The organism is Roseateles albus (genome assembly GCF_028595345.1).
Classification (GTDB): Bacteria; Pseudomonadota; Gammaproteobacteria; order Burkholderiales; family Burkholderiaceae_C; genus Paucibacter_A; species Paucibacter_A albus.
Map to the genome: position 1 here is coordinate 1 of NZ_JAQQXT010000008.1, position 23,933 is coordinate 23,933.

The window sequence follows — 23,933 nt, forward strand, 5'->3', positions numbered from 1 at the left end:
CCTCAGGTGCATTCTCCTGATCTTGGCCAACATGCCCACGTTAATCACTCCTGATTCCCCGCTCAGCCTTGAGCAGGACAGTGTCGATACATGGGTCAGTTTTGCGCGATCGCGGCCCTTGCAAGTGGGTCAGTTTTCAGTGATCGCCAACAGCTCAGGCTTCAACTCTGGCCGAGGTCTCGGTGGCCGGCTGGCTGATGCTAATGCCCTCATGCCGGATCCTGCAGAGCCAAGCAAAAAAAGCGCTTGACCCTCACCTTAGGTAAGGCTTCATGATTCGGTTCTTGTTGAACCAAGGATTCGGCTTTCTGCCATGGAATACACCGTCGGTGATCTGGCCAAGCGTTGCGGCTTGACCGTGCGCGCTTTGCATCACTATGAAAAGCTCGGGCTGCTGACGCCTTCGGGCCGCAGCGAGGCCGGCTATCGCCTTTACAACGATGCCGATGTTTTGCGTCTGCATCGCTTGTTGGCCTACAGGCAGTCTGGCCTGGCGCTGAAAGATATTGCGCCGCTGTTGGACGCTGAAAGCCCGCCGCTTGTGGAGGTGCTGACGCGCCATATTGCCGATGTGGAGTTGCAGCTGCAGCGCCAACAGCGCCTGCTGCGTGCGCTCAGGCATGTGGCCGAGTGCGCCGCTCTGCCTGAAGGTGAGGCCGGCGTTACCGAGCACCTGTTGGCCACCATGGGCATGATGCGCCGCTACGAAAAATACTTCAGCGAAGCCGACTTGGCCCGGCTTGAGGGTCGCCGCGTCGAACTGGGGGCCGAGACGCTGCGCGCCAGCGAGGCCGAATGGCCGGCGCTGATCAAGGCCGTCCACAAAGAAATGGCACGCGGCACCGACCCTGCCTCGGCGCGCGTACGAGCCTTGGTCACTCGCTGGCAGGCCTTGATGGCGCAGTTCACCGGAGATGACGCTGAGGTCAGGGCGAAGTTTCAAACCATGTGGGCGAACGAGCCGGCCATGCAGAGAGACACCGGCGTCACGCCGGAGTTGATTGCTTATTTGCGCGCTTCAGCGGCATCTGCCGCCAGGACCGAAGCAAGGACAAAAGGAACAAAACAATGAAGCCTGCTGCAACAGCGCCTGCAAGGGCCACCGCCACCGATGCGGCCAAGGACGCGCGCCGCGCTCTGTTCGCTAACGCCAATTTCCGTTGGCTGCTGGGCGGCGGCGCGCTGTCAATGCTGGGCGATCAGTTCACCCTGATTGCCTTGCCCTGGCTGGTGCTCAAGCTGAGCAACGATCCGCTGGAGTTGGGCCTGGTGCTGGCCATCGTCGGCCTGCCGCGCGCGCTTTTCATTCTGATCGGCGGCGCCATCGTGGATCGCTACTCGCCCAAGACCGTGCTGATGTGGACCAAGCTGCTCAACGCCAGTTTGCTTGGCTTGCTGGCCTTGTTGGTCTGGACCAGCGCGGTGCAGTTGTGGATGGTCTATTCGCTGGCCTTGGCCATTGGTCTGGTGACGGCATTCAGCTTCCCTGCCGGCAGTTCTATCCTGCCCAAGACGCTGCCGGCCGAGGCCTTGCAAACGGCCAATGGGACCTTGATGGCCTTGCGGCAGTTGACGGCCTTGCTCGGGCCGCTGATGGCGGGCCTGTTGATTGCATCCTTTAGCGAGCAAGCGGCGGGCTTGGCCAATGCGCAAGGGCTGGGCCTGGCTTTCGCCCTTGACGCGGCCAGCTTCGCCATTTCAGCCTGGACCTTGAGCAAGGTGCGTCCCTTTGAGTCCGCTCAGTTGGCCGATCAGCAATCGGTATTGGGGGCGGTGGCCGAGGCCATGCGGCTGATGTGGGCCGATCGCGAGTTGCGCACGCTGTGCCTGTATTTCGCGGCGATCGCCTTCTTTGTCGGCGGCCCGATACAGGTTGCATTGCCGGTGCTGGCCAGCACGCAAGTGGCCGGCGGCGCGGCGGCCTTGGGCCTCTTGTTGGCCGGGCACGGCGTGGGTAGTTTGATCGGCATGCTTGTTGCTGGCATGCGGCCGACTTGGCGGCTGGGTACGCTGGGTTTGACGGTGCTGGCGATCGACGGCGTGGCAGGCCTGGTGTTCTTGCCCTTCGGCCATATCACGGCGGTCTGGCAGGGCTTGGCGCTGCTGGCGCCGCTGGGCGCCTTGGCCGGCTTCGTTCAGGTGGCGGTGTTCACCTGGATGCAAAAGCGCGTGCCGCCGGCGATGCTGGGGCGGGCCATGAGTGTCTTCATGTTCATCTTCATGGGTTTGGCGCCGCTGGCTGCGGCTGCTGCGGGGGCGGCACTGCGGCTGATCTCACCGGCGGCGCTGTTCACAGCCTGCGGCATGGCCCTGCTCTTGATCGTGCTGTTGGGCCTGACGGTGACGCCGATCCGGCGTATCAATGACCGGCCGGCGGCCGGGTCCGGGGCCGGCGCTGCGCTGGTTTGAAGCCTGCCCGAATAGAATCCGCCCTTGATAGTGACGGCACAGCAGAGGGCGTAGGCGCAAATGATTGAAGTATTCAAAACCATCGACAAGTTCGAGAACATTGTCACCACCCTGCTCGAAGAAGAGGGGTTTTGGGTTCGGCACAAGTTCAAGGTTAGCGTCAGCCTGGAAGAGAAGAAGCAAATCGGTAAGCAGTCCGCGCCTAAGCCCGAGATCGATATGCTGGCCTTCAATTTGAGGACCAATGAAGTGCTGGCGCTGGACGTCAAGGCCTATCTTGACTCGCCCGGCGCCAAGCTGTCACTGCTGCAGGAAGAGCATGAGGTGCCGACCGGGCGCTTCAAGCTCTTCACCTCCGAGCGCTACCGCAATCTGGTGCTGGCTCGGCTCTTGCAGGACTTGATTGCTCTGGGCATGGCTAACGCCGAGACCAAGGTGAAGCTGGGCATGATTGCCGGCAAGGTCAACCAGGGCCAGAGCGAGGCGATTCGCGCGCATATGCAGGCGCATGACTGGCTGTTCTGGTCGCCCGAAGACGTCAAGGCCAAGGTGGCGGCACGCAATCAGGTCAAATCCTGACTCTCCTCATGCACCCGCGCATGCGCGGGCGATGAAGCAGCGAGAAGGTGCGTGAGCTGAGCTTCCACAGCAAGAGGCTACATCTGTCTGGCGCCAACTTGAATGCACCGGAAGCCCTCAGCGCCCCGGCTCGTGGCCGTCATAGCGAGGCAGCTCCGCATCCATCTCCTCCCACGAGGCCTTTGACGATACAAAGTTATGCGAGATGGGGCGCTCGACGATGTCAGAGTCCAGGATACCCAAGCGTAGCCGGAGTCGATCAGGATCCGCGCTGTTCGAGCTGAACAGCGGCGACGCGCAGATGCCGCAGAAATGCCGGCTGCGACCCGGCGCACCCTCGTAGCTGCGAATGTTCTGCTCACCCCGTGTAATCTTCAGGCCACCTGAGCGAATGAAACCATTGGTCGCGAAGGCCGTGCCACTCGCCTTGCGGCACTTGGAACAATGGCAATGGATGATGGCCTCAATGCCGCCCTGAATTTCCAATGCCACTGCGCCGCACAAGCAAGTTCCGAGGTAGGGGCTCATGGCTTCAATACTACTTTCGTGGCTGGTCGTGACCGGTGATTGGGGGCCGATTCTTGCATGTCGACCGGCGAAATTCCATCAGCTTGACTCTAGGATGATGACTTGGGCAGGTTTTGCAAGTGTCTTTGCAAGCCCGCGCGGGAGACTTTTTGGCATGAGGAGAAATTGGCAATGAAGGCCAGCGCTAGCACCTTGTTTTGGCGCGATCAGGGCTTGCCGTTTTTGGAGTTGCGCAGCTTTCTAGGCTGCTCAGCCATCGGCTACGCCAAGCATGCTCACGATGAGTTCTCTATCGGCGCCGTCACTGGCGGCAGCAGCATCTATCTGCATGGTGATGTGCAGGAGCAGGTTGATGTGGGCGCGGTGGTGCTGATGAATCCAGGCGAGGCGCATGCTTGCAATCCCCTGGCCGGCGCGCCTTGGACCTATCGCATGTTGTATGTCGGCGCGTCTTGGCTGGGCAGTTTGCAGCGTGAGCTGAATTGCGGCAATGCGGGCGGATTCAAGCCTATACCCTTCGCCCTGACTTACGACGAAGCGCTCTACCGTGGCTTGCTGGGCCTGTGCGATGTGTTGGACGACGGTGTCGTGACCGTGCCGCAGAAAGAGGCTGCCGCCTTGGCATTTTTCTCCGGCCTGCTGCTGCAGTCCGCTCCCTTGGCACAGCCGAGGCCGGCGCCAAGCGCCAAGCTATTGGCGGCGTCGGCCTTTATTGATGCGCATTTCCGCAGGGACCTGAGTCTGGAGGAGATCGCGGCCTGCGCGGGCCTGTCGGTGTCCTACCTGATCCGCGCCTTCAAGCAGCAGTTCGGCCTGACGCCGCATGTTTACCAGGTGAACCGGCGGGTGCAGTTCTGCCGCGAGCAACTGCGCGGTGGGCGTGGCGCGATTGTGGATATAGCGATCGAGGCGGGCTTTGCCGACCAGGCCCATTTGCAGCGCGCCTTCAAGCGCGTGGTGGCGGCGACGCCGGGGCAATATCGGCAAAGATGAATTTCAAACCATATAGAGGGCAGCCAGCAGCAGAAAGGCGGCCAGCGTCCGGTTGAAGAACATCAGCTTGCGCGGCTCGTTCAAGTGCCGGCGCAGCGAGGCGCCGGCCCAGGCCCAACTGGCCAGCGAGGCATAGCAAATCACAAAGTAGATGGCGGCGAACTGCCAGACCAGCAAGCCGTCGCCGCTTGAGGCGTAGGCAGCCATGCCGGCCAGCGAGGCGATCCAGGCCTTGGGGTTCAGCCATTGCATAGTGGCGCCGTAGAGGTAGGAGGGCTTGGCGCGCTGCGCCTCGCTACTAGCTGACTTGCTACTGCCTAACTTGCCATCACTGCGGGCCAGCTGCCAGGCCATATAGACCAGAAAGCTCAAGCCGCCCCAGCGCAGCACAAGCATCAGGCTGGGCCCGTAGCCGCTATGAGCGATCAACTCGTTCAGCCCCAGGCCGATCAGCAGCAACAGAGCCGTGAAACCTACGGTGGCGCCGGTGACGTGGCGCAGGCCGGCGCGCAGGCCATGCTGCGCACCCGCGCTCAGCGCGACGAGATTGACCGGGCCGGGGGAGATGGACGAGGCCAGCGCGAAGGCGGCCATGGACAGATAAACACTCATCGTTTTGTTCAATCAACAGCAACAGGAGGACCCAAAGATAGGGCTTTGGGTCGCCGTTGTATTGAACAAAATCGCCCCGGCCAGGGGCGCTGAGCTAGATGCCTTGCAAGTTCTGCTTGAAGAATTCCAGCGTTCGCTCCCAGGCCAGCTTGGCTGCTGCGGCGTCAAAGCGTGGCGTGGTGTCGTTGTTGAAACCGTGCTGGGTGCCGGCATATTGGTGCGCGGTATGGGGCACGCCGGCGGCCTTCAGCGCAGCCTCGTAAGCCGGCCAGGCCGCGTTGATGCGCTCGTCCACGGCGGCGAAGTGAATCAGCAGGGGCGCTTTGACCTTGGCCGCCTCTTCGGGCGCGGGGTGATTGCCGTAGAAGGGCACGGCAGCGGCCAAGTCGGGCAAGCGGGTTGACAGCATATGGACCATGCCGCCGCCGTAGCAAAAGCCCACCGCGCCGAGCTTGCCCGTGCTGTCTGGCCGGGCCTTGAGCCAGGCCGCGCTGGCGAGGAAGTCCTCGCGCGTCTTGGCTTGGTCCAGCTTGGCGAAGAGTTCGCGGGCCTTGTCCTCGTTGCCGGGGTAGCCGCCCAGGGGGCTGAGGGCATCTGGAGCCAAGACCAGATAACCTTCCAGGGCCAAGCGGCGCGCAATGTCTTCGATATGCGGGTTGAGCCCGCGGTTCTCATGCACCACCAAGATTGCGGGCAGCTTGCCCTTTGCCTCGGTGGGCCGCGCCAGATAGCCCTTGATGCTGCCGTAGCCGCTCGGAGACGGAATTTCGACCATTTCGGTCTTTACGCGGGCATCGTCCTTGGGCACCACTTGGCCCATCGCGAAGTCGGGGGACAGCGAGGCCAGCAAGGCCGTGGCCGTCAGGCCGCCGACCGCGAACTTCTGTGCACGCTCCAGGAAGCCGCGTCGGTCCAGCGTGCCGTGCACATAGGCGTCAAACAAAATCAGCAGGTCTTGGTCGAAATCCTGTGCGGTTTTGCGCTGCATGGCGGCTCCTGAATATGAAGGCTGGAGCATAGCCAAAATCGCACGAATGAGTGCGCGCCCCCAAGTTTGAGCGGGGGGGGGTGGGGGGGCTCGCTATGCGGCCTGCCCCTGCAGGTGAACGGGCTGTCGCAAGCCGCGCGACCTGTGCGGAGCGAGTTGATACAAACGCGGCTCCCTCTTCTGACTCGCTTGTTCCATGCCTATCAATATCGTTAGCTCCTATAGACCCAGTGCCAGCCCGTTCATGCGCACCTGCGCGCTCGCTGTGCTCACCTTGCTGGCGACCGTCTTGGCCGGCCTCGGCAGCGCGCATGCCAGCGAGGCGGCAGCGATGCCGGCGCTGGCTCGCCTGCATGGACAGGAGATCGAGCAGTTGAGCATCAAGGCCCCTGATGCGCAGGGGACGCTGGTGTTCGAGAACGGATCGCGTGCCGACATGGAGGGCTGGAGCGCCGTCATCGGCGCCTTCGTGGCTCCGGCCCAGCAGTACCAACTCACTCAGCAGTCGGCTCCGGGAAGCGCCAAAGCCTGGTCGCTGTTTGCCTATGACCGCCCCGGCATCGGCCGCAGCGAAGCCACCGAACGCCCGCGCGATGGGCGCCAAATCGTCGCCGATTTGCGTGAGTTGTTGCAGCAGCAAGGCCACAAGCCGCCTTACGTTTTGGTCGGCCATTCGCTCGGTGGGCTGTATATGCAGCTCTTTGCGCGCCAATACCCGAGCGAGGTCAAAGGGCTGGTGCTGGTGGATTCGCTATACCCAGGCATCATCAAAAAGCCCGAAGACTTTCCGCTCTACACGCGCTGGGCCAAGGCCGTCTTCATGAGCCGCATGGCCGCTCGCGAGATCGACGCGATCCACGCCACCGGCGAGGCCGTGCTCGCTTTGCCCTGGTCGGCGCAGATTCCGGTCACCCGTTTGGTCAACGTGCCAAAGGGTGCGGGCGCGATCGCTGTGGACTTCGGCGTCGTCAATGCTGACGAGGCCACGATTGCCCGCGTGCGTGCGCTTTACCCCGGCGCCAAGACCGTGGTGCTGGATTCCGATCACCAGATCCAGAAAGCCAATCCGGAGGCGGTTGTGCAAGCGATTCAGGAAATGATGATCAGTGCGCGCTGATGGCCTTTGGTCGAGGCGATGTTCTGCCGGTACACGATGTAGACCTAGCGGCCGACGGAGCCGACCACAAAGCCGCGGGACACCAAGCCCCCAAGGGCATGTTCTTTCAGCTTGACCGAGCTCGGGCAGTTCTTCTCCTTGTCTTGGGTCTGCGCGCTGTGATCTGCCGCTTGGTCTGCTGGCGACCCTTCATCGCCGCCCAGCGTGGCTGCGGGGCAGGGCGCTTCGTCCTGCAACTGTCACGCAAGCATCACCGCCCCGTCACATGTCATCTAGATGATTGCGGCTTGACTTTGGAGTCGGGCAGTGAGTCATCCTCAAATTCCTCTTGTGATCGATGTGCAAGGCCTGCGCAAGACCTTCGGCGCGGGCAAGGCGCCCGCCTTGCGTGATGTGGAGCTGCAAGTGCGGCGCGGCGAGATGGTCGCTTTGCTGGGTGCTTCGGGCTCCGGCAAATCGACCTTGCTGCGTCACCTCAGCGGCCTGCACCGCGCCGACGCGGGCAGCCGCTCGGTCGTGACCATCCTGGGCCGCGAGCTGCAAAGCGGCGGCCGCTTGGCCGGCGATGTGCGCGCCTCGCGCGCCGAGGTGGCGACCGTGTTTCAGCAATTCAATCTGGTCGAGCGCCTGCCGGTGATGACGAATGTCTTGGCCGGCGCGCTGCACCGCCTGCCGCTGTGGCGTGGGCTTTTGGGCCTGTTCCCGCGCGCCGAGCAAGAGCGTGCCTATGCCGCGCTAGCGCGCGTGGGCATCGAGGCTTGCGCCTGGCAGCGTGCGTCAACCTTGTCGGGCGGCCAGCAGCAGAGGGCCGCGATCTCGCGCGCGCTGGTGCAGGGCGCCGAGATCATTCTGGCCGACGAACCCATCGCGTCGCTGGACCCTGAATCTTCGCGTCGCGTGATGAGCTTGCTGGCGGAGCTGAACCGGGAGCTCGGCGTCACCGTTGTCGTGTCGCTGCACCAGGTCGACTATGCCTTTGCTTTTTGCCCGCGCACCGTCGCGCTGCGCCAGGGCCAGGTCGTGTTCGATGGGCCGACGCAAGAACTGACCCCGCTCAAACTGCGCGAGCTCTATGGCAGCCAGATCGATGAGTTGATCACCCCTGTCTCACCGGGCTTGGCGCCGGCCGTTCCCGCGCAGTCGCCGAGTTACTCGCTGGACGGCTTGCGCGCCGCCTGAATTCCAAACCACAGTTTCCTCAATACAACCCCGCATCGGAGTCACCATGAATCGCCGCCTTGCCCTGACTTTTTCCTTGCTGGCCACCGGCCTGCTGACCCAGCCCGTGCTGGCCCAAAGCCCTACCAAAGAGCTCAACTTCGGCATCATCTCGACCGAGTCGAGCAACAACCTGAAGGCCGCTTGGCAGCCGCTGCTGGATGACATGCAAAAGTCCACCGGCATCAAGATCAATACTTTTTTCGCGCCCGACTATGCCGGCGTGATCGAAGGCATGCGCTTCAACAAGGTGCAACTCGCCTGGATGGGCAACAAGTCGGCGATGGAAGCGGTCGACCGCGCGCAAGGTGAGGTCTTCGCCAAGGTCGTCAATCTGGACGGCACTCAGGGCTATCACAGTCTGATGATCGTGCACAAGGACAGCCCGCTGCGCAGCCTCGACGATGTGATCAAGGCCCGCGCCGGCCTGAACCTCGGCCTGGGCGACCCGAACTCGACCAGCGGCACCTTGGTGCCGGGCTTCTATGCCTTTGCGCCGAGCAAGGTAGACCCGACGCGCGACTTCAAGCGCACCGTGCGAGCCAACCACGAGACCAATATCCTGGCCGTGGCGGCCAAGCAGGTCGATGTAGCGGCTGTCGCCAGCGACGGTATCGAGCGCATGAAGATGAAGATGCCCGAGAAGGCGGCCGAGCTGCGCGAAGTCTGGCGCTCGCCGCTGATCGCCAGCGACCCGCTGGTCTGGCGCAAGGATGTTGACGCCGATGCGAAAAAGAAGATTGCCGACTTCTTCGCCAGCTATGGCCGTGATCAGCGCGAAAAAGACAATCTGAAGACGCTGACCTATAGCGGCTTTGTGCGCTCCGACAACGCGCAGCTGACCCCCATCCGTCAGCTCGCCCTGGCGGCCGAGCGCGGCAAGATCGAAGCCGACGCGAACCTGAGCGCGGAAGAAAAGAGTCGCAAGCTGCAAGACGTCGAGCGCCGCCTGGATGAGCTGGGCCGCCAGACCGCCAGCGCCAAGTAAATCCGAGTTCAAGGTCTAACAATAAAAATGAGCGCAGCCGTGATCGCCAGCCGGGCCATGCCAGAACCACCCCGCAAGACCTTGACCAGTCTGCTGACCTGGGGTGTGTTGCTCGCCTTGCTGGCCGGCAGTTGGAAAGGGGCCGATATGCGCCCGGCCGAGCTGTGGCGCGACAGCGGCAATATGCTGCAGTTCGCTCGGAGCTTCTTCCCGCCCGATCTGCATGACTGGCGCTATTACCTGCAAGAGCTGGTGATCACGCTGCAAATTGCGCTCTGGGGCACGGCGCTGGCCGTCGTTTGCGCAGCACCACTGTCCTTGCTGGCAGCGGCTAACTTGACGCCATGGTGGGTACGGCAGCCGGTGCGCCGTCTGCTGGATGCTTTTCGTTCGATCAACGAGATGGTGTTCGCGCTGATCTTTGTCGTCGCCGTGGGCCTGGGGCCGTTTGCCTGTGTGCTGGCGCTGTGGGTGCACACGACCGGCATCTTGGCCAAGCTGTTCTCCGAAGCCGTCGAAGCGATCGATCCGCAGCCGGTCGAAGGCATCCGGGCGACTGGTGCCCACCCGCTGGCCGAGATCATCTACGGCGTGATCCCGCAGGTCTTGCCGCTGTGGATTTCCTACGCCTTGTATCGGCTGGAGTCGAACGTGCGTTCGGCCTCGGTGGTCGGCATGGTGGGCGCGGGCGGCATCGGCATGGTGCTGTGGGATGTCATGCGCGGCTTTCAGTACCAGCAGACTTGCACGGTGCTGATGATGCTGGTGCTCAGCGTGTCGGTGATCGATGTGTTGTCGGCGCAGGTGCGCAAACGTCTGATTTAAGCGGTGAATTTGATGATGACAATGAGTGTTGAACTGATCGAACAGCTCTTGCGTGAGAACGCCGACATCGCCTATGAAGGCGACCGTGCCGAGCCTGTCAGCAGCCTGGCCCATGCCTTGCAATGCGCGCAGCTGGCCGAATGGGCCGGCGCGCCTGCGCCCTTGGTGGCGGCTGCCTTGCTGCACGATATTGGCCACTTCATAGAAACGGCTGGCGTCGCTGATGACGTCGATGATGTGCATGAGGCGCGTGCCCAGCCTTTGCTGATGCAGGTCTTTGGCCCGGCGGTGGCCGAGCCGGTGCGCTGGCATGTGGCAGCCAAGCGCTATCTGGTGGCGATGGACGAGGGCTACGCGGCGCAGCTGACGCCGGCCTCGCTGCATTCGCTGGGGCTGCAGGGTGGGGCTATGTCAGCGACCGAAGCGGCTGCGTTCGAGGCCTTGCCGTATGCACGGGATGCGATTTCTTTGCGGCGCTGGGATGATCAGGCCAAGTTGCCGGGGCAGGTGACGCCGGCCTTGGACTATTACTTGGCCTTGTTGGGGGAGGTGGCCTTGGCGAACTAGCCTTTGGCTCGTTTGCGAATCCCTACATCTTGACGCCAAGATGTTCCGTCTGCCCGGCTTGCCCCCCCCGGGTTTGGGGGGGTGCAGTCAGCCCTGAGCGAGGAGTAATATGAATTCAGTTAGTTCAGCCGCCAGAACTTCTGTGCCTCGCCAACTGCCTCAAGGAGCATTGATGATTACTCGCCGTGTACCCGTCCTCGTTCTTGCCAGCCTGGCCATACTGAGCACCGCGGCTCCTGTAGCCGCGAGTAACTTGATTGATGCGACCTATGGAGCGGGGGTTGGCAGTTTTGAAGTGGGCTCGTTTGCACCCATAGGCTCCGACAACTTCAACTTCCAGTCGCTTCTTGGCGGGTCGACGACCATCAATGGTTGGCTCGTGGGCGGGGTCGGTGTGGATTGGCTGAATAAGCCGAATTACGGCGCCAGCGCTGGCATGCACGCGGTCGATCTGGGTTACTACGACGGCGGTGCGGGCTCGATTTCAATCGTCCTGCCCACGGTTATTGGTGCCACCTACGCCTTGAGCTTCGACGCTGCAGCGGTGCCCGGCTTCTCAACATACAACAACGCCGGGATGGTCAGCGCGGGTGACTTGACGGTTGGCTTCGCACCGACGTATTCGGCGATCAACGATTTTGCCAACCAAGTCTTCCATGCTCAGAATTTCTCGTTTGTGGCTATGAGCTCAAACACGACGCTAAGCTTTGCAGCATCGGTATTGGGTACTGCCTACGGGCCGGTCATTGACAACGTGAACGTCAGCCTTAGCGCGCTGCCCGTTCCGGAACCGGCCGCAGCTTGGCTTTTGCTGGCGGGGCTGGTCGCGATGCCGACCTTTCGCCGCTTGCCAGCCCGTCGCCAGTAGGCCGACTGCGCAGCGCAGGCTCACTTCAGCTTTGGGCCTCATTGGCCCGCTCGCTTGACAGCAGCCGAGGGTCAGGTTTCCAAAATTTCAATGGGCGAAGACTGAGGCCACTTGGGTTTTCGCACGATGGGAGACCTGAGCCTCAGGACTCTGGATGCGACCTGCTTGCGACCTGGGATGGTCAGGCCAAGCAGTTGCGCAGTTGTCAGTCCATGAGCGGCCCTGTCGTCGGATGGAGGTATCCGTTTTTCCGAACAATCACAAAAGCTAATCTGAGTTGTTCGATGCAGTGAGGCCCGCCAAAATGTCTGGAACCACTATTTCCACATTGAAAAGGACCTATGCCATGTCAACGCCATCAAACACTGCAGCACCCGTATCTGACACGGGCGGCCCTAGCTCGGCCACAGGCGAGCGGCGTGACGAATTTGGCCGGCGCATCGCATTGACCTTCGAATCCACCGTCGCGCGTCCGGTCGCGCCCCCTGCGAAATGCTGGTGCGTCGCCTTTGATGGCTCCGGCCATTCGATACATGCGCTGACCCAGGCCATGCAATTGGCGACCGAGAGCGGTGTCAACACGCTCGACATTGCCACCGTGCAACACTGGCTGAGCACCGAAGCCGCCGAGACAGAGCTTGCCGTTCGTGCTTGGGGCACGAGTGCCGAAGCGCGCACCCTGCTCGACTCGCGCGGTTTTGCTTGGCGGCTGCATGCACTGATGGGTGAGCCCGCACAGCGCCTCGTCGAGTTGAGCGAGTTGCTCGGTGCCCGCGGCATCGTGATCGGCGCGCGCGGGCTTTCGGCCTTAGACGGCCTGTTGCTCGGGTCTGTTGCGCAGCAGGTCATCCACAACGCCCACGGCTCCGTACTTGTCGTGCGGGCACCTGCGGCGCCCTAGGAACCTGCCGGACTTTTGGGGCCGGCGAATGATGTCTTCTGGTCCTGCAATGTCTCTGCGGCGCGGAACATCCGTGAAAAACGGAGGCCACAACTATTCTGGCGCCCGGGCTTTGCGCATGGGCGGCCGCTTGCATGTGGCAGCTCCGCGCAGCGGCCAGCCATCAGAAATGCAAGGATTCAAGGCAACTGGCGGGCTCAGGCCACCCGCAGCCCCTGCACAAACACTTCGCAAACCACCGGTTGGCCCGCCACTTCCCGCACCCGCAGCAAATCCCCCCGAAGCCATAACGCTATTTCTCCACGGTCAGCCAATCCACAAGCCAAGGCCGGCCGCCGGCTGACGACGGCCAGGGCTTCGGGCAGGCTGAAACCCGCGTCGCGCCGCAGCAACCAGGCAGATTGCAGCAGACTGGACGGCACATAGTCGGAACTCAAGGCATCCAGCACACCGGCGCGGGCTAGGTCCAGCGCCGAGACATTGCCCGAGTGCGAGCCGCCGCGCAGCACATTGGGTGCACCCGCCACCGTGCAAAGGCCCAGCCTATGCGCATGCTGTGCCGCCGCCAAGGTGGTCGGGAATTCGCTCATGCCCGCACCCAAGGCCCGCGCCTCGTCGACATGGGCAATAGTCGTGTCGTCATGCGTGGCCAAGGCCACCGAGTGACGGCGCGCAAAGTCGGCAAACCAGGCCCGGTTGGGCTCGGCATGCTCGGCCTGACGCTGCGGCGCAATGCCGACTTCGCGCTCCCAGACCGCGTCGCTCCAACCTTTTTTTCCGGTGTAATAGGTCTTGGCATGGTCCAGATTGGTCCATTGGCGCTGGCCCGGTGTGTGGTCCATCAATGAAATTAGGCGCAGACGCGGGTGCGCGGCAAAGGGCTCGAACAGCTCGCGCGCGTTTGGCGCCGGCAGCTCGCAGCGCACATGGATCAGGTGATCGGCCTTCAATACGCCGGCCGCCTGCATTTGGTCCAACACGTCCAACAAGGCGCTTTGGTCGCGCGCACGAAAGCCGTCGCCATAAGGGTCGCCGACGCCGATGGCATCCAGCACCGTGGTGATGCCGACCGAGGCAATCTCGGCGTCATGGGCCATCACGGCGCCCAGCATCGGAAAAATGACCTTGGGCCTGGGCATCACATGCCGCTCAAGATTGTCGGTATGCACCTCGACCAGACCCGGCAGCAGATAGTCGCCGCCCAGATCGATCGCCCCCGCAACTGCGCTGCCGCCAGTGGCGATCTCGGTGATCACGCCACCTTGCACGCGCAGATGGCCACGGATGACTTCCTTGCCCAGCACCAGTTGCGCATTCGTCAACAACAAATCATTCTTCATACAAAGCTTCTTTCTGGCTGAGCGGCCGGCAGGCTGACGCAGCGGCTGGCGACCGCCTCGCGCACTTCCTCGTCGTGGAAGATGCCGACGATGGCGCTGCCGGCGGCCTTGGCGGCGGCAATCATATCGATCACCACGCGGCGGTTCATCGCGTCCAGCGAGGCGGTAGGCTCGTCCAGCAAGAGCAAGCGGGCCGGCTGCACAAAGCCGCGCGCGATATTGACGCGTTGCTGCTCGCCGCCCGAGAAGGTGGCCGGAGGCAAGTCCCAGATCGCTTCCGGTAAGTTCAGGCGCGCGAACAACTCGGCCACCTGAGCCCGCGCGGCCGTTTGCGCGGCGTGCCAGCGAGCCTCATCGGCGCTGCCCGATTGCAGCTCGGGGTCGGCCTGCAGCAGGCGCTCGGCCACCACATCGATCGCACCGACGCGCGGCAGCGCGCGCAGGAACTGGCTGACATAGGCCAACTCGCGCCGGCGCAGCGCTAGCACTTGCTGCGGACTCGCCTGCGCCAGATCGAGTGGCTCGCTGCCCGGCTGCTCGCTGGCAAACAGGATGCGGCCGCTGTCGACGCCGTAGCTGCCGTACAGGCATTTGATCAAGGTGGACTTGCCCTGGCCCGAGGCGCCAACCAGGGCCACGCATTCACCCGCCCGCACATCCAGCGAGACGCCATGCAGGACCGGCAGCGCCTGGCCGCTGCGCAGGTGCAGGGTGAAATGCTTGCGCACATCTTGCACGCTCAAAACAGGTGTTATTGAATTCATCATCATGGCGCCACCACCGAGGCGACCAACAGCTGGGTGTAGGGATGCTGCGGGTCATCCAGCACGCGGTCGGTGAGTCCCTCTTCAACGATGCGGCCCTCGCGCATCACCAGCGTGCGATGCGCGAGCAGGCGCGCCACGCCCAAGTCATGGGTCACGATCAGCGCCGACAGATGCATGCGCGCGACCAACAGCCGAATCAGATCCAGCAGCTTGGCCTGCACCGACACATCCAGCCCCGAGGTCGGCTCGTCCATCAGGACCAGGCGCGGCTTCGTCACCAGATTGCGGGCAATTTGCAGGCGCTGGCGCATGCCGCCGGAGAAGCCGCGGGGTGAGTCGTCGATGCGCAGCGGGTCGAGTTCGACGCGGCTCATCCAGTCCTCGCCGGTGGCGCGCAGCTGGCCGTAATGGCGCAGGCCGGCGCCCATCAGGCGCTCGCCGATATTGGCGCCGGCGCTGACGTTCATGCGCAGGCCATCGGCCGCATGCTGCTCGACAAAGCCCCATTCGGTGCGGGCCAGCAAGCGGCGTTGGCGCTCGCTGATGCGGTGTACGTCCACCTGCTCACCGGCCGCGCTGCGGTACAGCACCTGGCCGGCGGCGGGTTGCAAGCGTGCGGCGATGCAGTTCAAGAGCGTGCTCTTGCCCGAGCCGGACTCGCCCACAATCGCCACCACCTCGCCGGGGAACAGGCTCAGCGAGGCCTCGCTGACCGCCGCGCGGGTTTGCCCGGCGGCACTGAAGCGGTGCGTTAGCCCCGTCACTTGCAAAAGAGGTTGAACGGCTTTCTTCATGGCTTCAACTCGATCTGGAAACTCTTGCCATGCTGCTCGAAGCCCAGCTTCTCGTAGAAAGCATGGGCCTCGGTGCGGCGCAGATTGGACGACAGCGCCAGCTTGTAGCAGCCGGCCGCCGCCGCCAGAGCAATAGCATCTTTTATCAAGGCGCGGCCGACGCCTTGCCCCTGCAGATCGGCCGCGACGCCGACGCTTTCGACCACCGCCGAGGGGGTTCCCTGGTGCGAGAGCATGGGCAGGACGAACAGCGTCAGCGTGCCGACCGGGCGCTCATCCGTTTCGGCCAGGCGCACGCGCGCCGAGGGCAGGGCTTGAATCTGCTGCCAGGCTTGTTCAAGCCTAGCAAGGTCAGCGTTCCCTGGGCCGTCCAGGCCGCTGCTTTGGTACAGCGCCAACAAGGCCGGCAGGTCGCTAATCTGCGCATCACGAATCGTTAAGGGGTGCTCATTCATCTTGGTTATTCTTTCGCTCCATTTGCGTGGCGCACCAGTCGCTGTCCGAGCAGGTCCACAGCGTCATTCCTTCGCCTTGCACGACCTCATCCAGAAAACTGCTCGTGCAGCCACACAGCTCGCAGGCGTGCCCCTGCGGCTTGATTTCAAACGGGTGGTCCTCGAAGTCGAGGCTGCGCACGCTGGTGTAGGGCGGCACGGCATAGAGCCGCTTTTCGCGCCCGGCGCCAAACAGTTGCAGGGCAGGCATCCGGTCCATCTTGGGGTTGTCAAAAGCCGGAATCGGGCTGGGCGCCATCACATAGCGGCCGTTCACCAGCACCGGGTAGTCATAAGCTGTCTCGACCCGGCCCCACTGCGCGATGTCCTCGTACAGCTTCACATTCATCAGCCCATATTCCTCGGCCGCATGCAGGCTCTCGCATTCGGCCCGGTTAGGCTCCAGCCGGTACAAGGGTTCGGGCTGCGGCACCTGGTAGACCAAGACTTGGCCTTCGCGCAGCGGCGTCTCGGGGATGCGGTGGCGGGTCTGGATCAGCGTGGCGTCCACCGTGCGGGTGGTGGTGGCCACGCCGGTCGTGCGGGCGAAGAAGTCGCGGATATTGACCGCGTTGGTGGTGTCGTCGCTGCCCTGGTCGATCACCTTCAAGACATCGTCCTGCCCGATCACGGCGGCCGTGACCTGGATGCCGCCGGTCCCCCAGCCATAGGCCAGCGGCATCTCGCGCGAACCGAACGGTACTTGGTGGCCAGGGATGGCCACCGCCTTCAACAAGGCGCGGCGGATCATCCGTTTGCTGCGCTCGTCCAGGTAGGCGAAGTTATAGCCTTCGGCGCTCTGTTGCTTGATGCTTTCGCTCATGGCTGCTCCGCTGCTTGTCTGTCGCTACGCTCTTGGCGCAGCTGCCGTATCAGTTGCAACTCGGATTCGAAGGTCACGTAATGCGGCAGTTTCAAATGTTGCACGAAGCCCGAGGCTTCGACGCTGTCACCTTGCGGCAGCGCGAACTCCTGTTGCTGCGCCGGGCTGCTGACCTGCTCGCCGAACTCATCGGCACGCAGCGCGCGGTCCAGCAGCGACATCGCCATCGCCTTGCGCTCGCCGTGGCCGAACACCAGGCCGTAGCCGCGCGTGAATTGCGGCGGCGCGCCTTCGCTGCCGACAAACTGGTTCAGCATCTGGCACTCGGTCAGCTCGATCTCGCCGACCTCGATTTCGAAGTCCAGCTCATCCGGCTGCAGCACCACCGTCACCGCGCCGAAGCGGATGTCGCCGGCAAAGGGGTGCGTAAAAGCGTAGCCGCGCTGGGTCGAATAGGCCAGGCCCAAGACCCAGCCCTCGTCGGCGCGGGCCAGCATTTGCAGGCGGCCGCAGCGCGGTAGTGGGTAGCGCGGCGGGTCGCGGGTGATGTCCAGCGGCTCGGGGTCGCCGTCGGGCGGCAGTGCGGGCTCGATCAGGCCTTGGGCGGACAGGCTTTCCAAGGCGTTGTTGATAACGGCCTGTGCCTGCTCCGGTGCCGGCGCTTGATCCACTGCTGCCGGTGCATCGCCACGCAGCAAGCCGAAGTCCAGTAAGCGCTGCGTGTAGTCATAGGTCGGCCCCAGCACTTGGCCACCGGGCAGGTCTTTAAAGATCGCCGAGATGCGGCGCTGCGGGCGCATGGCGTCGCAATTGAGGGGCGCGCTGAAGGCCAGGCGCGGCAGGGTGCTGCGGTAGGCTCGCAGCAAGAACGCGGCCTCGATCGCGTCGCCCTGCGCCTGCACCAGCGCCAAGGCGGCCAGCTCGGGGTCGTAGAGAGAGGCTTCGGCCATCACCCGCCCGACCAGCAAGCCCATTTGCTCCTGCACCTGCGCCACGCCGATGGCGGGCAGATTCAGGTCGCCCCGGCGCGTGGCGGCGAGCAGGTCGCGCGAGGCTTTGATGGCTGACTCACCTCCCTTGACGGCGATATACATGGGCTTAGCCCTCCAGCGTGATCAAAGTGGAACGGGGAATGGCGGCCAAGCGCGTGCCGCAGCACAGCAGTAAGTCGATGCCGCGCGGAAAGTCCGTCGCCAGCGCCTGGCGCCAGCGCCAGAATTCGGTCGGCAAGCCTTGCACCGCCAGCGTTTGCTGCGTCGCAATGCCCGGCCCGCGCAGCGTCAGCAAGCTCGCGCCGGCCAACGCCGCTTGCTCATCCAGGCCCTTGATTTCCAGCAAGAGCGTGCCGCCTAGTTGCGGCTGCTCATCGCTGCCCAGCGGCAGCGCCTGCCATTGTTGGGCGTCGAGTTGCATCGCCTTGAAGGCCGAGAACTGGGCCTGCTGTGGCTCGGCCAGCTTGGCGCCGCAGTGAAATCGAAAATAGGCTTGAGCCGCCTTGCTGTCTAACTCCGCGCCCAGATGGAGCGGGCTCTCGGCGTCCAGCAGCGTCAACAGGCTCAGCGTCATGGCCAGGCCGAAGGTCACGCTGGGTGCTTGCACACCGCTGTCCACGGCTGCCAGCTCATGTACGCGCCCGGGCAGGGACATCGCATCAAGCAAATGTCTGAATACCTGCTGCGCGCCGAACACCGGCTCGGTAAAACCGCGCTTGAGCGTGGCCAGATCATGGTTGCCGTTCAAATGAGTGGCTAGCGTCATGGCGCGGTCTCCGCCTGCAAAGTGTAGAACTGCACGCGGCTGGCCGCCGTCTGGCTGGCCTGCTGGGCGCGCCGGGCTTGCGTCAAAGCCCGCAGCGGTGCGATCACTTCGGCCTGCAGGCGCTCAACCCAAGCCGGCTGCTGCAACAAGGCATCGGCCTGCGCGACCCAGCTGGCGCGCTCGACGTCGCGGCCCAGCACATAGCCGACGCCGACGCTGAGGCGATCCTCAAGCTCAAAGCGCAAAACGCAGCGGGTCAGCGTGGCCTCGCCCAGATTGAAGCGCTCGCCGCTGTTGCCGGCGCGCGCGCGCAGCATGGTCAGGCCGACCTCCGGCGCGCGCAGTGGCTCAAACTGCAAGCCTGTCATCAAGGGGCAAAGCAATTGCTGCAGACTTTCACGCGGCGCATGGGCCAGTACGGACAGCCATTGTTGGCGCTCGCTCGCGGGCAGTTCGGCTGAGGAGTTCATGGTGATGTCATCTAGACGACTTTAAGATGCAGCCAGTATCACAGCGGCCGGTGACAGTTTCTTGACCGATTCAAATCATGTTGAATGAAGAACCTCATTTCTCCTTGCAAGCCGAGCCCCAGGGCACGCGATGGGAGGCGATCGCCGCAGACCTGCGGGTCGATATCGTGCAAGGCGTTTTCCCTCCCGGCTCGCGGCTGCCCAACGAAGCGGCGCTGGCCGAGCGTTTTCAGGTCAATCGCCACACCTTGCGCCATGCGATGCAGAGCCTGGCGCGCGAGGGTTTTGTGCAGGTGCGCCATGGCAGCGGCACTTTTGTGCGCGAGTTGGTGCTGGACTACGCCTTGCAGCGCCGGACCCGCATGAGCGAGAACCTGGCCGAGGCCGGCGAGCAAGGCCGGCGCGAGTTGCTGAGCCACAGCGAGGGACTGGCCGGCAGCCTCTGGGCCAATCGTCTGCGCCTCAGCCCGCGCGCGCCGGTGCTGCAGATGAGCACGCGCGCGCTGGTGCGGGGCCGCCCGGTCAGCCTGTGCAGCGCCGCCTATCCGCTGCCACGCCTGGGCGCCATGGCTCAGGCCTTCGCACGCCTGGGCAGCATCACCGCCGCCTTGGCCGAGTTGGGTGTGACTGACTACACGCGCGAACGCAGCGTTATTTCAAGCCGCCTGCCCAATCAGCAAGAAGCGGATGCGCTGGCCCGCCCGGTCACGCAGCCGGTCTTGGTGGTCGACTACTGCAATGTGGACGCCGCCGGTGTGCCGGTGGAAGCCGGCCGCACCTTGTTTGCCGCCGACGCCGTTCAGCTGACGGTTGGCCCCGATGGCTGGGAGCGTTCATGATGAGTAAAGCCGCAGCCGGATCACGTTATGCCGTCTATTGGGCGCCCGAGCCGCAAAGCGCGCTGACCCAAGTTGGCGAGCAATGGCTGAGCCAGAATGCGGCCGATGCTCCGGTGGCCGAGCCCGCCTTGTACGGTTTTCACGCCACGCTGAAGCCGCCGTTCAGCTTGGCGGCTGCCTATTCAGAAGCAGAGTTGCAGGCGCATGTGAAAGCTTTGGCCCAGCGCCATCCGGCTTTTGACATGCCCAGCTTGCAGGTCGACTGGCTACAAGGGTTTCTTGCCTTGAGACCGACGCAGCCGATCGCGCCTGCGCATCCGCTGTGGCGTTTGGCCGATGCCTGCGTCACCGAGCTGGATGGTTTTCGTCGGTCCCCCAATGAGGCTGAGCTGCAAAAGCGCCGTGCGGCAGGCTTGGATTCGCAGCAAGAGGCGCTGCTTCTGCGCTGGGGCTACCCGCATGTGCTGCAGCGCTGGCGCTTTCACATGACGCTGACTAACTCTATTTCTGAGCGGCAAGCACAGCCAAGCTCCGCTGCTGAGGCGCTGCAGGCTCGCTTGCGGGCCTTGTTTGCGCCAGCGCTGAAGCAAACGCTGCGCTGCGACTCGATTTGCATCTTTCAGCAAAGTGAAGCCGGCCAGGCATTTCGGCTGAGTCACCGCTTCGGGCTTGGCTAGGCAAGCGTTTGTTTGTGAGCCTTGCGCCCCATAAAATCGGGTCACAGATATCAATTCCAGGAGTTCATTTATGCGCGCGAGTCTCAGCCGCTTGGCCTTGGCCCCATTTTTCGGGGCCTTGCTCACCTCTTGCGCAACCATGTCCCCGGAGGAATGCAAGCTCGCCGACTGGGCGCAGATCGGCCAGCGCGATGGGTCCGAAGGCAAGACACTCGCCCAACTCAATGACCGGGCCGAGGATTGCGCCAAGGTCGGCGTCAGCGTCAACACCCAGGTCTATCAACAGGGTCGTGATCTTGGCCTTCGCAGCTACTGCCGCCCGGATAACGCCATACGCGTGGGTTTGAGCGGAGGCTATTATTTTGGCGTTTGTCCACCCGAATCTCATGCGGCCTTTCAGCAGGGCTACGAAGCTGCACGCTATGTTTATGGCCTGCGCAGCGAACTGAGCAATCTGGATCAGCGCATCGAAACCCTTGAGCGCCGCCTGCGCGACGTCAACCGAGGTGAAGAAAAGCGCCTGGCGGACGCGACGAGCGATGAGCAGCGCAAGGCCATCCGCAAAGCGATCGACGACGAGCGTCGCGACATTCGCAGTGACCTGAGCGAAACGGATCGCCGCCTGCGCCGCAAGCGCGACGAATTGCGCTCGGCCGAGTTTTCATTGAGCAATTGGCGTTACTGAGAATCGCTGCGCTCAAGCACTCAGCCTGGCGTCTCGCATTGGCATTGATTCCCTGCATCCCCTCCATCCTGGCGAATACTTTTTGGCCTGGATGGAGGGGATACCGGGCTGTCCCTCGCCTACGCCCCAGACGGCTTGCGAGCCTTGCTTGCGGTCTCGTAGATTTTTTGCGCGAGCAGCATTGCCTCAGCCAACTGGGTTGCGCTGGGAGGTTTCATCTTGAAGCGCCCACTTTGTACTTGCCCTTCGATGACCGCTTGGCCGTGGCCGGGCGGCTGCAAGGCAATCCAGGCGGCCATATAGCCCAGGCGTTCGGTGTAGCCAAGCCCCCATTTTTCATCGGAACTGAATGAACTGAACAGTGTCTGCATGTCGCCCGCCTGCGCGTCGGCGCGGATCGCGCTTTGCAGTTCTGTCTGCAAGGTCGGATCCAGTTGGTCCAAGTTGCGTCCGCCAGCATAGGCCGCAGCAGCTCCTGGGATATTGCCGCGCATTGCTTTCAAGGCCAAGTCCGGTAGAAGTGCTTGATGGGCTGCGATAACGGTCTGGCAGCGGCCAGCGTCAGCTCGGTGTTTCGCGAGTAGTTCTGTCATCATGGCCGCTGACTCTTTAGGAAGGAGTCCGCTATCCAAGGTCGCCTGCCAGTTTTCCTCCACCCCTGCATGGCTGGCGCATTTAAACAGCCACTCTACTGCCTGCCAAGCCGCCTTTGGGTCAACGCCCTGATGGGCGCGCTCAATATGAGGGCCATAACCTTCAGAACCTATGGGGTTTGGCTGGCTTGGGGCTTTGACTAAGTCTTTCTTCGGAACTGTGCTGGCCGCTAGCGCCAGCGGCAAAGCGATGGGCGAGGATGCGGCAGCTGATGGCAGTGCGACGGGCGCTATGGTGCTTGTGGTGGCTATGGCGGGCTGCCGATCTTGCGCCGCCGGCCAATAGCTATAGGCGCCGACGAGTAAGGCGGCGAGGGCGATTGCGCCCATGAACTTGGCAAATGTAGGTGACATGCTCAGTCTGGCTCTATGGATTGCTAAGGCGGGTGGTAATGTCGGCCGCTGCAGGCCTGTACGTTGTGCAAAGCGCTTGGACTGTAGCCGCTTTGAGTCACCGAGACGCACGCTGTTAGCGACCAGTTCGCAGCGTCTTTGGCTGCAATCAAATCAGGTTTGGAGCCAACCAAGTCACAGCCAAACCAAGTGCCGCACAAGCGCCCAACAAGGGCAGCACGCCGATCTTGAATCGGAAGAGCGCCAGCAGGGCGGCCAGCGCGATCGATGCCGAGACCCAGTCGAAGTGGCCGCCAAAACCGGTGGGCCAAAGCACATGGTAAGCAAAGAACAAGGCCAGATTGACGATCACGCCGACCACCGCCGCTGTGATGGCTGACAGCGGCGCGGTAAAGCCCAGCTTGCCATGCGTGGCCTCGACCAGCGGGCCGCCGGCCAGGATGAAGACGAAGGACGGCAAGAAGGTGAAATAGGTGACGACGGTGGCCGCCACCGCGCCCGACAAGAACAGGCTGTCGGACCCGAAGACAGGCTGCAGCCAAGCGCCGACAAAGCCGACAAAAGCCACCACCATGATCAAGGGCCCGGGCGTTGTTTCGCCCAGTGCCAGGCCGTCCATCATCTGCGCAGCGCTCAGCCATTGATGCTGCTCGACGGCACCCTGGTAGACATAGGGCAGCACGGCATAAGCGCCGCCGAAGGTCATCAGCGCGGCCTTGGTGAAGAACCATCCCATCTGCGTCAGCAGGCTCTCAAAACCTTGGGTCAGCAAGAGCAAGCCCATGGCGGCCAGCCAGAGGCCTGCGCCTATGGCTAAGACCCGAATCAAGCGGCTGCGGGTGAAGCGTGCATGCGCCGGTGTGGGTGTGTCGTCGTCAATCAGCGCCGGGCCGTAGCCGGCTTTGGCCGCAGCATGGCCGCCTCCGAGCGCGAAGACCTGCGGCGCCCAGCGCGCACCTGCGCTGCCGATCAAGGCGGCGGCCAAGACGATGACGGGGAAGGGTGTGTTGAGCGCAAAGATCGCCACAAATGCTGCAGCCGCGATGCCCCACATCCAGCGGTTTTTCAGCGCGCGGCTGCCGATGCGGTGTGCGGCATGCAGCACCAGCGCGGTGACGGCGGGCTTGAGGCCGTAGAAGATGCCGGCCACGAGGGGCAAGTCGCCGAAGCGCATATAGACCCAGGCCAGGGCGATCAGGATGAACAGCGAGGGCAGCACGAACAGCGCTCCCGCCACGATGCCTCCTCGCGTGCGGTGCATCAGCCAGCCGATATAGGTGGCGAGCTGCTGCGCCTCGGGGCCGGGCAGCAGCATGCAGTAATTCAGCGCATGCAAAAAGCGTTTCTCGCTGATCCAGCGCCGGCGCTCTACCAACTCGGTGTGCATGATGGCGATCTGCCCGGCCGGGCCGCCAAAGCTGATGAAGCCCAGCTTGAGCCAGAAGGCAAAGGCCTGCCAGAAGCTGACGGGCGAGGGTGGCGTGAGGTGGGCGGTTTCTTGAGTCGTCATACTGCAATTGCAAGTTGCGGCGCAGCGGCGGCGGCCGAGGCGGATCGGCATCATAGTGGCGGGTGCTCTTGCCCGAGATCGACCGAGCTTGACCGAGCTTGCCCGGAGGCCACGCTTGCTTGAGGTCGCCTTTGAGTTTTGCCCTTGGCGCCGCTGCATGGCCAGCGCTTGAAGTT

The 23,933-nt window shown here is 63.3% G+C and carries 29 protein-coding genes; 15 read left to right on the plus strand and 14 right to left on the minus strand.

Annotation, left to right across the window (positions count from 1 at the left end; genetic code table 11):
- From PRZ03_RS13615 to PRZ03_RS13630, 4 genes are all read left to right on the plus strand, one after another.
- The coding region (locus tag PRZ03_RS13615) for a hypothetical protein (protein ID WP_273600811.1) at positions 1-250 on the plus strand (250 nt) is incomplete at its 5' end.
- A gap of 63 nt (positions 251-313) precedes the next feature.
- The gene (locus tag PRZ03_RS13620; RefSeq protein ID WP_273600812.1) at positions 314-1,072 is read left to right on the plus strand and encodes a MerR family transcriptional regulator; all 759 of its coding nucleotides are present in this window, start codon (positions 314-316) and stop codon (positions 1,070-1,072) included.
- Positions 1,069-2,409: an MFS transporter gene (locus PRZ03_RS13625; protein WP_273600813.1), complete on the plus strand. Its 1,341-nt coding sequence runs from the start codon at positions 1,069-1,071 to the stop codon at positions 2,407-2,409. The genes PRZ03_RS13620 and PRZ03_RS13625 overlap by 4 nt, the downstream gene beginning before the upstream one ends.
- A gap of 60 nt (positions 2,410-2,469) precedes the next feature.
- Positions 2,470-2,988 carry a hypothetical protein gene (locus PRZ03_RS13630; protein WP_273600814.1) on the plus strand — a complete coding sequence of 173 codons (519 nt, stop codon included), beginning with the start codon at positions 2,470-2,472 and terminating at the stop codon, positions 2,986-2,988.
- A gap of 117 nt (positions 2,989-3,105) precedes the next feature.
- On the opposite strand, the gene PRZ03_RS13635 is transcribed toward PRZ03_RS13630, so the two are convergent.
- Positions 3,106-3,516: a GFA family protein gene (locus PRZ03_RS13635; RefSeq protein WP_273600815.1), complete on the minus strand. Its 411-nt coding sequence runs from the start codon at positions 3,514-3,516 to the stop codon at positions 3,106-3,108.
- A 171-nt stretch (positions 3,517-3,687) separates the two neighbouring features.
- On the opposite strand from PRZ03_RS13635, the gene PRZ03_RS13640 reads away from it, so the two are divergent.
- A complete protein-coding gene (locus PRZ03_RS13640; protein WP_273600816.1) occupies positions 3,688-4,509 on the plus strand; it encodes an AraC family transcriptional regulator in 822 nt (273 codons plus the stop codon).
- Between the two features lie 3 nt (positions 4,510-4,512).
- On the opposite strand, the gene PRZ03_RS13645 is transcribed toward PRZ03_RS13640, so the two are convergent.
- Positions 4,513-5,121 carry a LysE family translocator gene (locus tag PRZ03_RS13645; protein ID WP_273600817.1) on the minus strand — a complete coding sequence of 203 codons (609 nt, stop codon included), beginning with the start codon at positions 5,119-5,121 and terminating at the stop codon, positions 4,513-4,515.
- Positions 5,122-5,215: 94 nt separating this feature from the next.
- Entirely contained in the window at positions 5,216-6,109 is an 894-nt protein-coding gene (locus tag PRZ03_RS13650; protein WP_273600818.1) for a dienelactone hydrolase family protein, read from the minus strand.
- A gap of 196 nt (positions 6,110-6,305) precedes the next feature.
- On the opposite strand from PRZ03_RS13650, the gene PRZ03_RS13655 reads away from it, so the two are divergent.
- On the plus strand, positions 6,306-7,226 hold the full coding sequence (locus tag PRZ03_RS13655; protein ID WP_273600819.1) for an alpha/beta fold hydrolase: 921 nt from the start codon (positions 6,306-6,308) through the stop codon (positions 7,224-7,226).
- 44 nt (positions 7,227-7,270) lie between these two features.
- Here the strand turns inward: PRZ03_RS13655 and PRZ03_RS13660 are convergent, their stop codons facing one another.
- The gene (locus tag PRZ03_RS13660) at positions 7,271-7,462 is read right to left on the minus strand and encodes a hypothetical protein (protein WP_273600820.1); all 192 of its coding nucleotides are present in this window, start codon (positions 7,460-7,462) and stop codon (positions 7,271-7,273) included.
- Positions 7,463-7,547: 85 nt separating this feature from the next.
- Between PRZ03_RS13660 and phnC the strand changes: the two genes are divergently transcribed.
- From phnC to PRZ03_RS13690, 6 genes are all read left to right on the plus strand, one after another.
- The gene (gene phnC, locus PRZ03_RS13665) at positions 7,548-8,405 is read left to right on the plus strand and encodes a phosphonate ABC transporter ATP-binding protein (RefSeq protein WP_273601028.1); all 858 of its coding nucleotides are present in this window, start codon (positions 7,548-7,550) and stop codon (positions 8,403-8,405) included.
- 46 nt (positions 8,406-8,451) lie between these two features.
- On the plus strand, positions 8,452-9,432 hold the full coding sequence (gene phnD / locus PRZ03_RS13670) for a phosphonate ABC transporter substrate-binding protein (RefSeq protein WP_273600821.1): 981 nt from the start codon (positions 8,452-8,454) through the stop codon (positions 9,430-9,432).
- A gap of 27 nt (positions 9,433-9,459) precedes the next feature.
- Positions 9,460-10,257 (plus strand): phosphonate ABC transporter, permease protein PhnE, encoded by a 798-nt coding sequence (gene phnE / locus PRZ03_RS13675; protein WP_273600822.1) that lies wholly within the window; start codon positions 9,460-9,462, stop codon positions 10,255-10,257.
- A 21-nt stretch (positions 10,258-10,278) separates the two neighbouring features.
- On the plus strand, positions 10,279-10,824 hold the full coding sequence (locus tag PRZ03_RS13680) for an HD domain-containing protein (protein WP_338109610.1): 546 nt from the start codon (positions 10,279-10,281) through the stop codon (positions 10,822-10,824).
- 172 nt (positions 10,825-10,996) lie between these two features.
- A complete protein-coding gene (locus PRZ03_RS13685; protein WP_273600823.1) occupies positions 10,997-11,692 on the plus strand; it encodes a DUF642 domain-containing protein in 696 nt (231 codons plus the stop codon).
- A gap of 346 nt (positions 11,693-12,038) precedes the next feature.
- Positions 12,039-12,593, plus strand: coding sequence for a universal stress protein (locus PRZ03_RS13690; RefSeq protein WP_273600824.1), 555 nt, complete (start codon positions 12,039-12,041; stop codon positions 12,591-12,593).
- Positions 12,594-12,790: 197 nt separating this feature from the next.
- Here PRZ03_RS13690 and PRZ03_RS13695 read toward each other — a convergent pair whose 3' ends face one another.
- Genes PRZ03_RS13695 through phnG form a run of 8 tightly spaced genes read right to left on the minus strand, consistent with a single transcriptional unit; the run spans position 12,791 to position 19,039 of the window.
- On the minus strand, positions 12,791-13,933 hold the full coding sequence (locus PRZ03_RS13695) for an alpha-D-ribose 1-methylphosphonate 5-triphosphate diphosphatase (protein ID WP_273600825.1): 1,143 nt from the start codon (positions 13,931-13,933) through the stop codon (positions 12,791-12,793).
- Entirely contained in the window at positions 13,930-14,697 is a 768-nt protein-coding gene (gene phnL / locus PRZ03_RS13700; protein ID WP_273601030.1) for a phosphonate C-P lyase system protein PhnL, read from the minus strand. The genes PRZ03_RS13695 and phnL overlap by 4 nt, the downstream gene beginning before the upstream one ends.
- A gap of 2 nt (positions 14,698-14,699) precedes the next feature.
- On the minus strand, positions 14,700-15,494 hold the full coding sequence (gene phnK / locus PRZ03_RS13705; RefSeq protein ID WP_273600826.1) for a phosphonate C-P lyase system protein PhnK: 795 nt from the start codon (positions 15,492-15,494) through the stop codon (positions 14,700-14,702).
- Positions 15,491-15,949: a GNAT family N-acetyltransferase gene (locus PRZ03_RS13710; protein WP_273600827.1), complete on the minus strand. Its 459-nt coding sequence runs from the start codon at positions 15,947-15,949 to the stop codon at positions 15,491-15,493. The genes phnK and PRZ03_RS13710 overlap by 4 nt, the downstream gene beginning before the upstream one ends.
- Positions 15,942-16,811 carry an alpha-D-ribose 1-methylphosphonate 5-phosphate C-P-lyase PhnJ gene (locus tag PRZ03_RS13715; protein ID WP_273600828.1) on the minus strand — a complete coding sequence of 290 codons (870 nt, stop codon included), beginning with the start codon at positions 16,809-16,811 and terminating at the stop codon, positions 15,942-15,944. The genes PRZ03_RS13710 and PRZ03_RS13715 overlap by 8 nt, the downstream gene beginning before the upstream one ends.
- Complete coding sequence (locus tag PRZ03_RS13720; RefSeq protein WP_273600829.1) at positions 16,808-17,905, minus strand: carbon-phosphorus lyase complex subunit PhnI; 1,098 nt, start codon at positions 17,903-17,905, stop codon at positions 16,808-16,810. The genes PRZ03_RS13715 and PRZ03_RS13720 overlap by 4 nt, the downstream gene beginning before the upstream one ends.
- A gap of 4 nt (positions 17,906-17,909) precedes the next feature.
- Complete coding sequence (phnH, locus tag PRZ03_RS13725; protein ID WP_273600830.1) at positions 17,910-18,569, minus strand: phosphonate C-P lyase system protein PhnH; 660 nt, start codon at positions 18,567-18,569, stop codon at positions 17,910-17,912.
- Positions 18,566-19,039 carry a phosphonate C-P lyase system protein PhnG gene (phnG, locus tag PRZ03_RS13730; protein WP_273600831.1) on the minus strand — a complete coding sequence of 158 codons (474 nt, stop codon included), beginning with the start codon at positions 19,037-19,039 and terminating at the stop codon, positions 18,566-18,568. The genes phnH and phnG overlap by 4 nt, the downstream gene beginning before the upstream one ends.
- Before the next feature lie 77 nt (positions 19,040-19,116).
- On the opposite strand from phnG, the gene phnF reads away from it, so the two are divergent.
- The 3 genes from phnF to PRZ03_RS13745 all read left to right on the plus strand — a co-directional run bounded on the left by phnF (position 19,117) and on the right by PRZ03_RS13745 (position 21,240).
- Entirely contained in the window at positions 19,117-19,878 is a 762-nt protein-coding gene (gene phnF / locus PRZ03_RS13735) for a phosphonate metabolism transcriptional regulator PhnF (protein ID WP_273600832.1), read from the plus strand.
- Entirely contained in the window at positions 19,875-20,555 is a 681-nt protein-coding gene (locus tag PRZ03_RS13740) for a DUF1045 domain-containing protein (RefSeq protein ID WP_273600833.1), read from the plus strand. Before phnF ends, PRZ03_RS13740 begins: the two co-directional genes overlap by 4 nt.
- A 70-nt stretch (positions 20,556-20,625) precedes the next feature.
- Positions 20,626-21,240 (plus strand): DUF2799 domain-containing protein, encoded by a 615-nt coding sequence (locus PRZ03_RS13745; RefSeq protein ID WP_273600834.1) that lies wholly within the window; start codon positions 20,626-20,628, stop codon positions 21,238-21,240.
- A gap of 119 nt (positions 21,241-21,359) precedes the next feature.
- Here PRZ03_RS13745 and PRZ03_RS13750 read toward each other — a convergent pair whose 3' ends face one another.
- Positions 21,360-22,223, minus strand: a complete 864-nt coding sequence (locus tag PRZ03_RS13750; RefSeq protein ID WP_273600835.1) for a hypothetical protein — start codon at positions 22,221-22,223, stop codon at positions 21,360-21,362.
- 172 nt (positions 22,224-22,395) lie between these two features.
- The gene (gene chrA / locus PRZ03_RS13755) at positions 22,396-23,757 is read right to left on the minus strand and encodes a chromate efflux transporter (protein WP_273600836.1); all 1,362 of its coding nucleotides are present in this window, start codon (positions 23,755-23,757) and stop codon (positions 22,396-22,398) included.
- Positions 23,758-23,933: the final 176 nt, after the last annotated feature.

Excerpts from the sequence above, each read along its gene's own strand:
- PRZ03_RS13620 (WP_273600812.1), top strand. The coding sequence starts at position 314 with ATGGAATACACCGTCGGTGATCTGGCCAAGCGTTGCGGCTTGACCGTG.
- PRZ03_RS13625 (WP_273600813.1), top strand. The coding sequence starts at position 1,069 with ATGAAGCCTGCTGCAACAGCGCCTGCAAGGGCCACCGCCACCGATGCG.
- PRZ03_RS13630 (WP_273600814.1), top strand. The coding sequence starts at position 2,470 with ATGATTGAAGTATTCAAAACCATCGACAAGTTCGAGAACATTGTCACC.
- PRZ03_RS13635 (WP_273600815.1), bottom strand. The coding sequence starts at position 3,516 with ATGAGCCCCTACCTCGGAACTTGCTTGTGCGGCGCAGTGGCATTGGAA.
- PRZ03_RS13640 (WP_273600816.1), top strand. The coding sequence starts at position 3,688 with ATGAAGGCCAGCGCTAGCACCTTGTTTTGGCGCGATCAGGGCTTGCCG.
- PRZ03_RS13645 (WP_273600817.1), bottom strand. The coding sequence starts at position 5,121 with ATGAGTGTTTATCTGTCCATGGCCGCCTTCGCGCTGGCCTCGTCCATC.
- PRZ03_RS13650 (WP_273600818.1), bottom strand. The coding sequence starts at position 6,109 with ATGCAGCGCAAAACCGCACAGGATTTCGACCAAGACCTGCTGATTTTG.
- PRZ03_RS13655 (WP_273600819.1), top strand. The coding sequence starts at position 6,306 with ATGCCTATCAATATCGTTAGCTCCTATAGACCCAGTGCCAGCCCGTTC.
- phnD (WP_273600821.1), top strand. The coding sequence starts at position 8,452 with ATGAATCGCCGCCTTGCCCTGACTTTTTCCTTGCTGGCCACCGGCCTG.
- phnE (WP_273600822.1), top strand. The coding sequence starts at position 9,460 with ATGAGCGCAGCCGTGATCGCCAGCCGGGCCATGCCAGAACCACCCCGC.
- PRZ03_RS13680 (WP_338109610.1), top strand. The coding sequence starts at position 10,279 with ATGAGTGTTGAACTGATCGAACAGCTCTTGCGTGAGAACGCCGACATC.
- PRZ03_RS13685 (WP_273600823.1), top strand. The coding sequence starts at position 10,997 with ATGATTACTCGCCGTGTACCCGTCCTCGTTCTTGCCAGCCTGGCCATA.
- PRZ03_RS13690 (WP_273600824.1), top strand. The coding sequence starts at position 12,039 with ATGTCAACGCCATCAAACACTGCAGCACCCGTATCTGACACGGGCGGC.
- PRZ03_RS13695 (WP_273600825.1), bottom strand. The coding sequence starts at position 13,933 with ATGAAGAATGATTTGTTGTTGACGAATGCGCAACTGGTGCTGGGCAAG.
- phnL (WP_273601030.1), bottom strand. The coding sequence starts at position 14,697 with ATGAATTCAATAACACCTGTTTTGAGCGTGCAAGATGTGCGCAAGCAT.
- phnK (WP_273600826.1), bottom strand. The coding sequence starts at position 15,494 with ATGAAGAAAGCCGTTCAACCTCTTTTGCAAGTGACGGGGCTAACGCAC.
- PRZ03_RS13710 (WP_273600827.1), bottom strand. The coding sequence starts at position 15,949 with ATGAATGAGCACCCCTTAACGATTCGTGATGCGCAGATTAGCGACCTG.
- PRZ03_RS13715 (WP_273600828.1), bottom strand. The coding sequence starts at position 16,811 with ATGAGCGAAAGCATCAAGCAACAGAGCGCCGAAGGCTATAACTTCGCC.
- PRZ03_RS13720 (WP_273600829.1), bottom strand. The coding sequence starts at position 17,905 with ATGTATATCGCCGTCAAGGGAGGTGAGTCAGCCATCAAAGCCTCGCGC.
- phnH (WP_273600830.1), bottom strand. The coding sequence starts at position 18,569 with ATGACGCTAGCCACTCATTTGAACGGCAACCATGATCTGGCCACGCTC.
- phnG (WP_273600831.1), bottom strand. The coding sequence starts at position 19,039 with ATGAACTCCTCAGCCGAACTGCCCGCGAGCGAGCGCCAACAATGGCTG.
- phnF (WP_273600832.1), top strand. The coding sequence starts at position 19,117 with ATGTTGAATGAAGAACCTCATTTCTCCTTGCAAGCCGAGCCCCAGGGC.
- PRZ03_RS13740 (WP_273600833.1), top strand. The coding sequence starts at position 19,875 with ATGATGAGTAAAGCCGCAGCCGGATCACGTTATGCCGTCTATTGGGCG.
- PRZ03_RS13745 (WP_273600834.1), top strand. The coding sequence starts at position 20,626 with ATGCGCGCGAGTCTCAGCCGCTTGGCCTTGGCCCCATTTTTCGGGGCC.
- PRZ03_RS13750 (WP_273600835.1), bottom strand. The coding sequence starts at position 22,223 with ATGGGCGCAATCGCCCTCGCCGCCTTACTCGTCGGCGCCTATAGCTAT.
- chrA (WP_273600836.1), bottom strand. The coding sequence starts at position 23,757 with ATGACGACTCAAGAAACCGCCCACCTCACGCCACCCTCGCCCGTCAGC.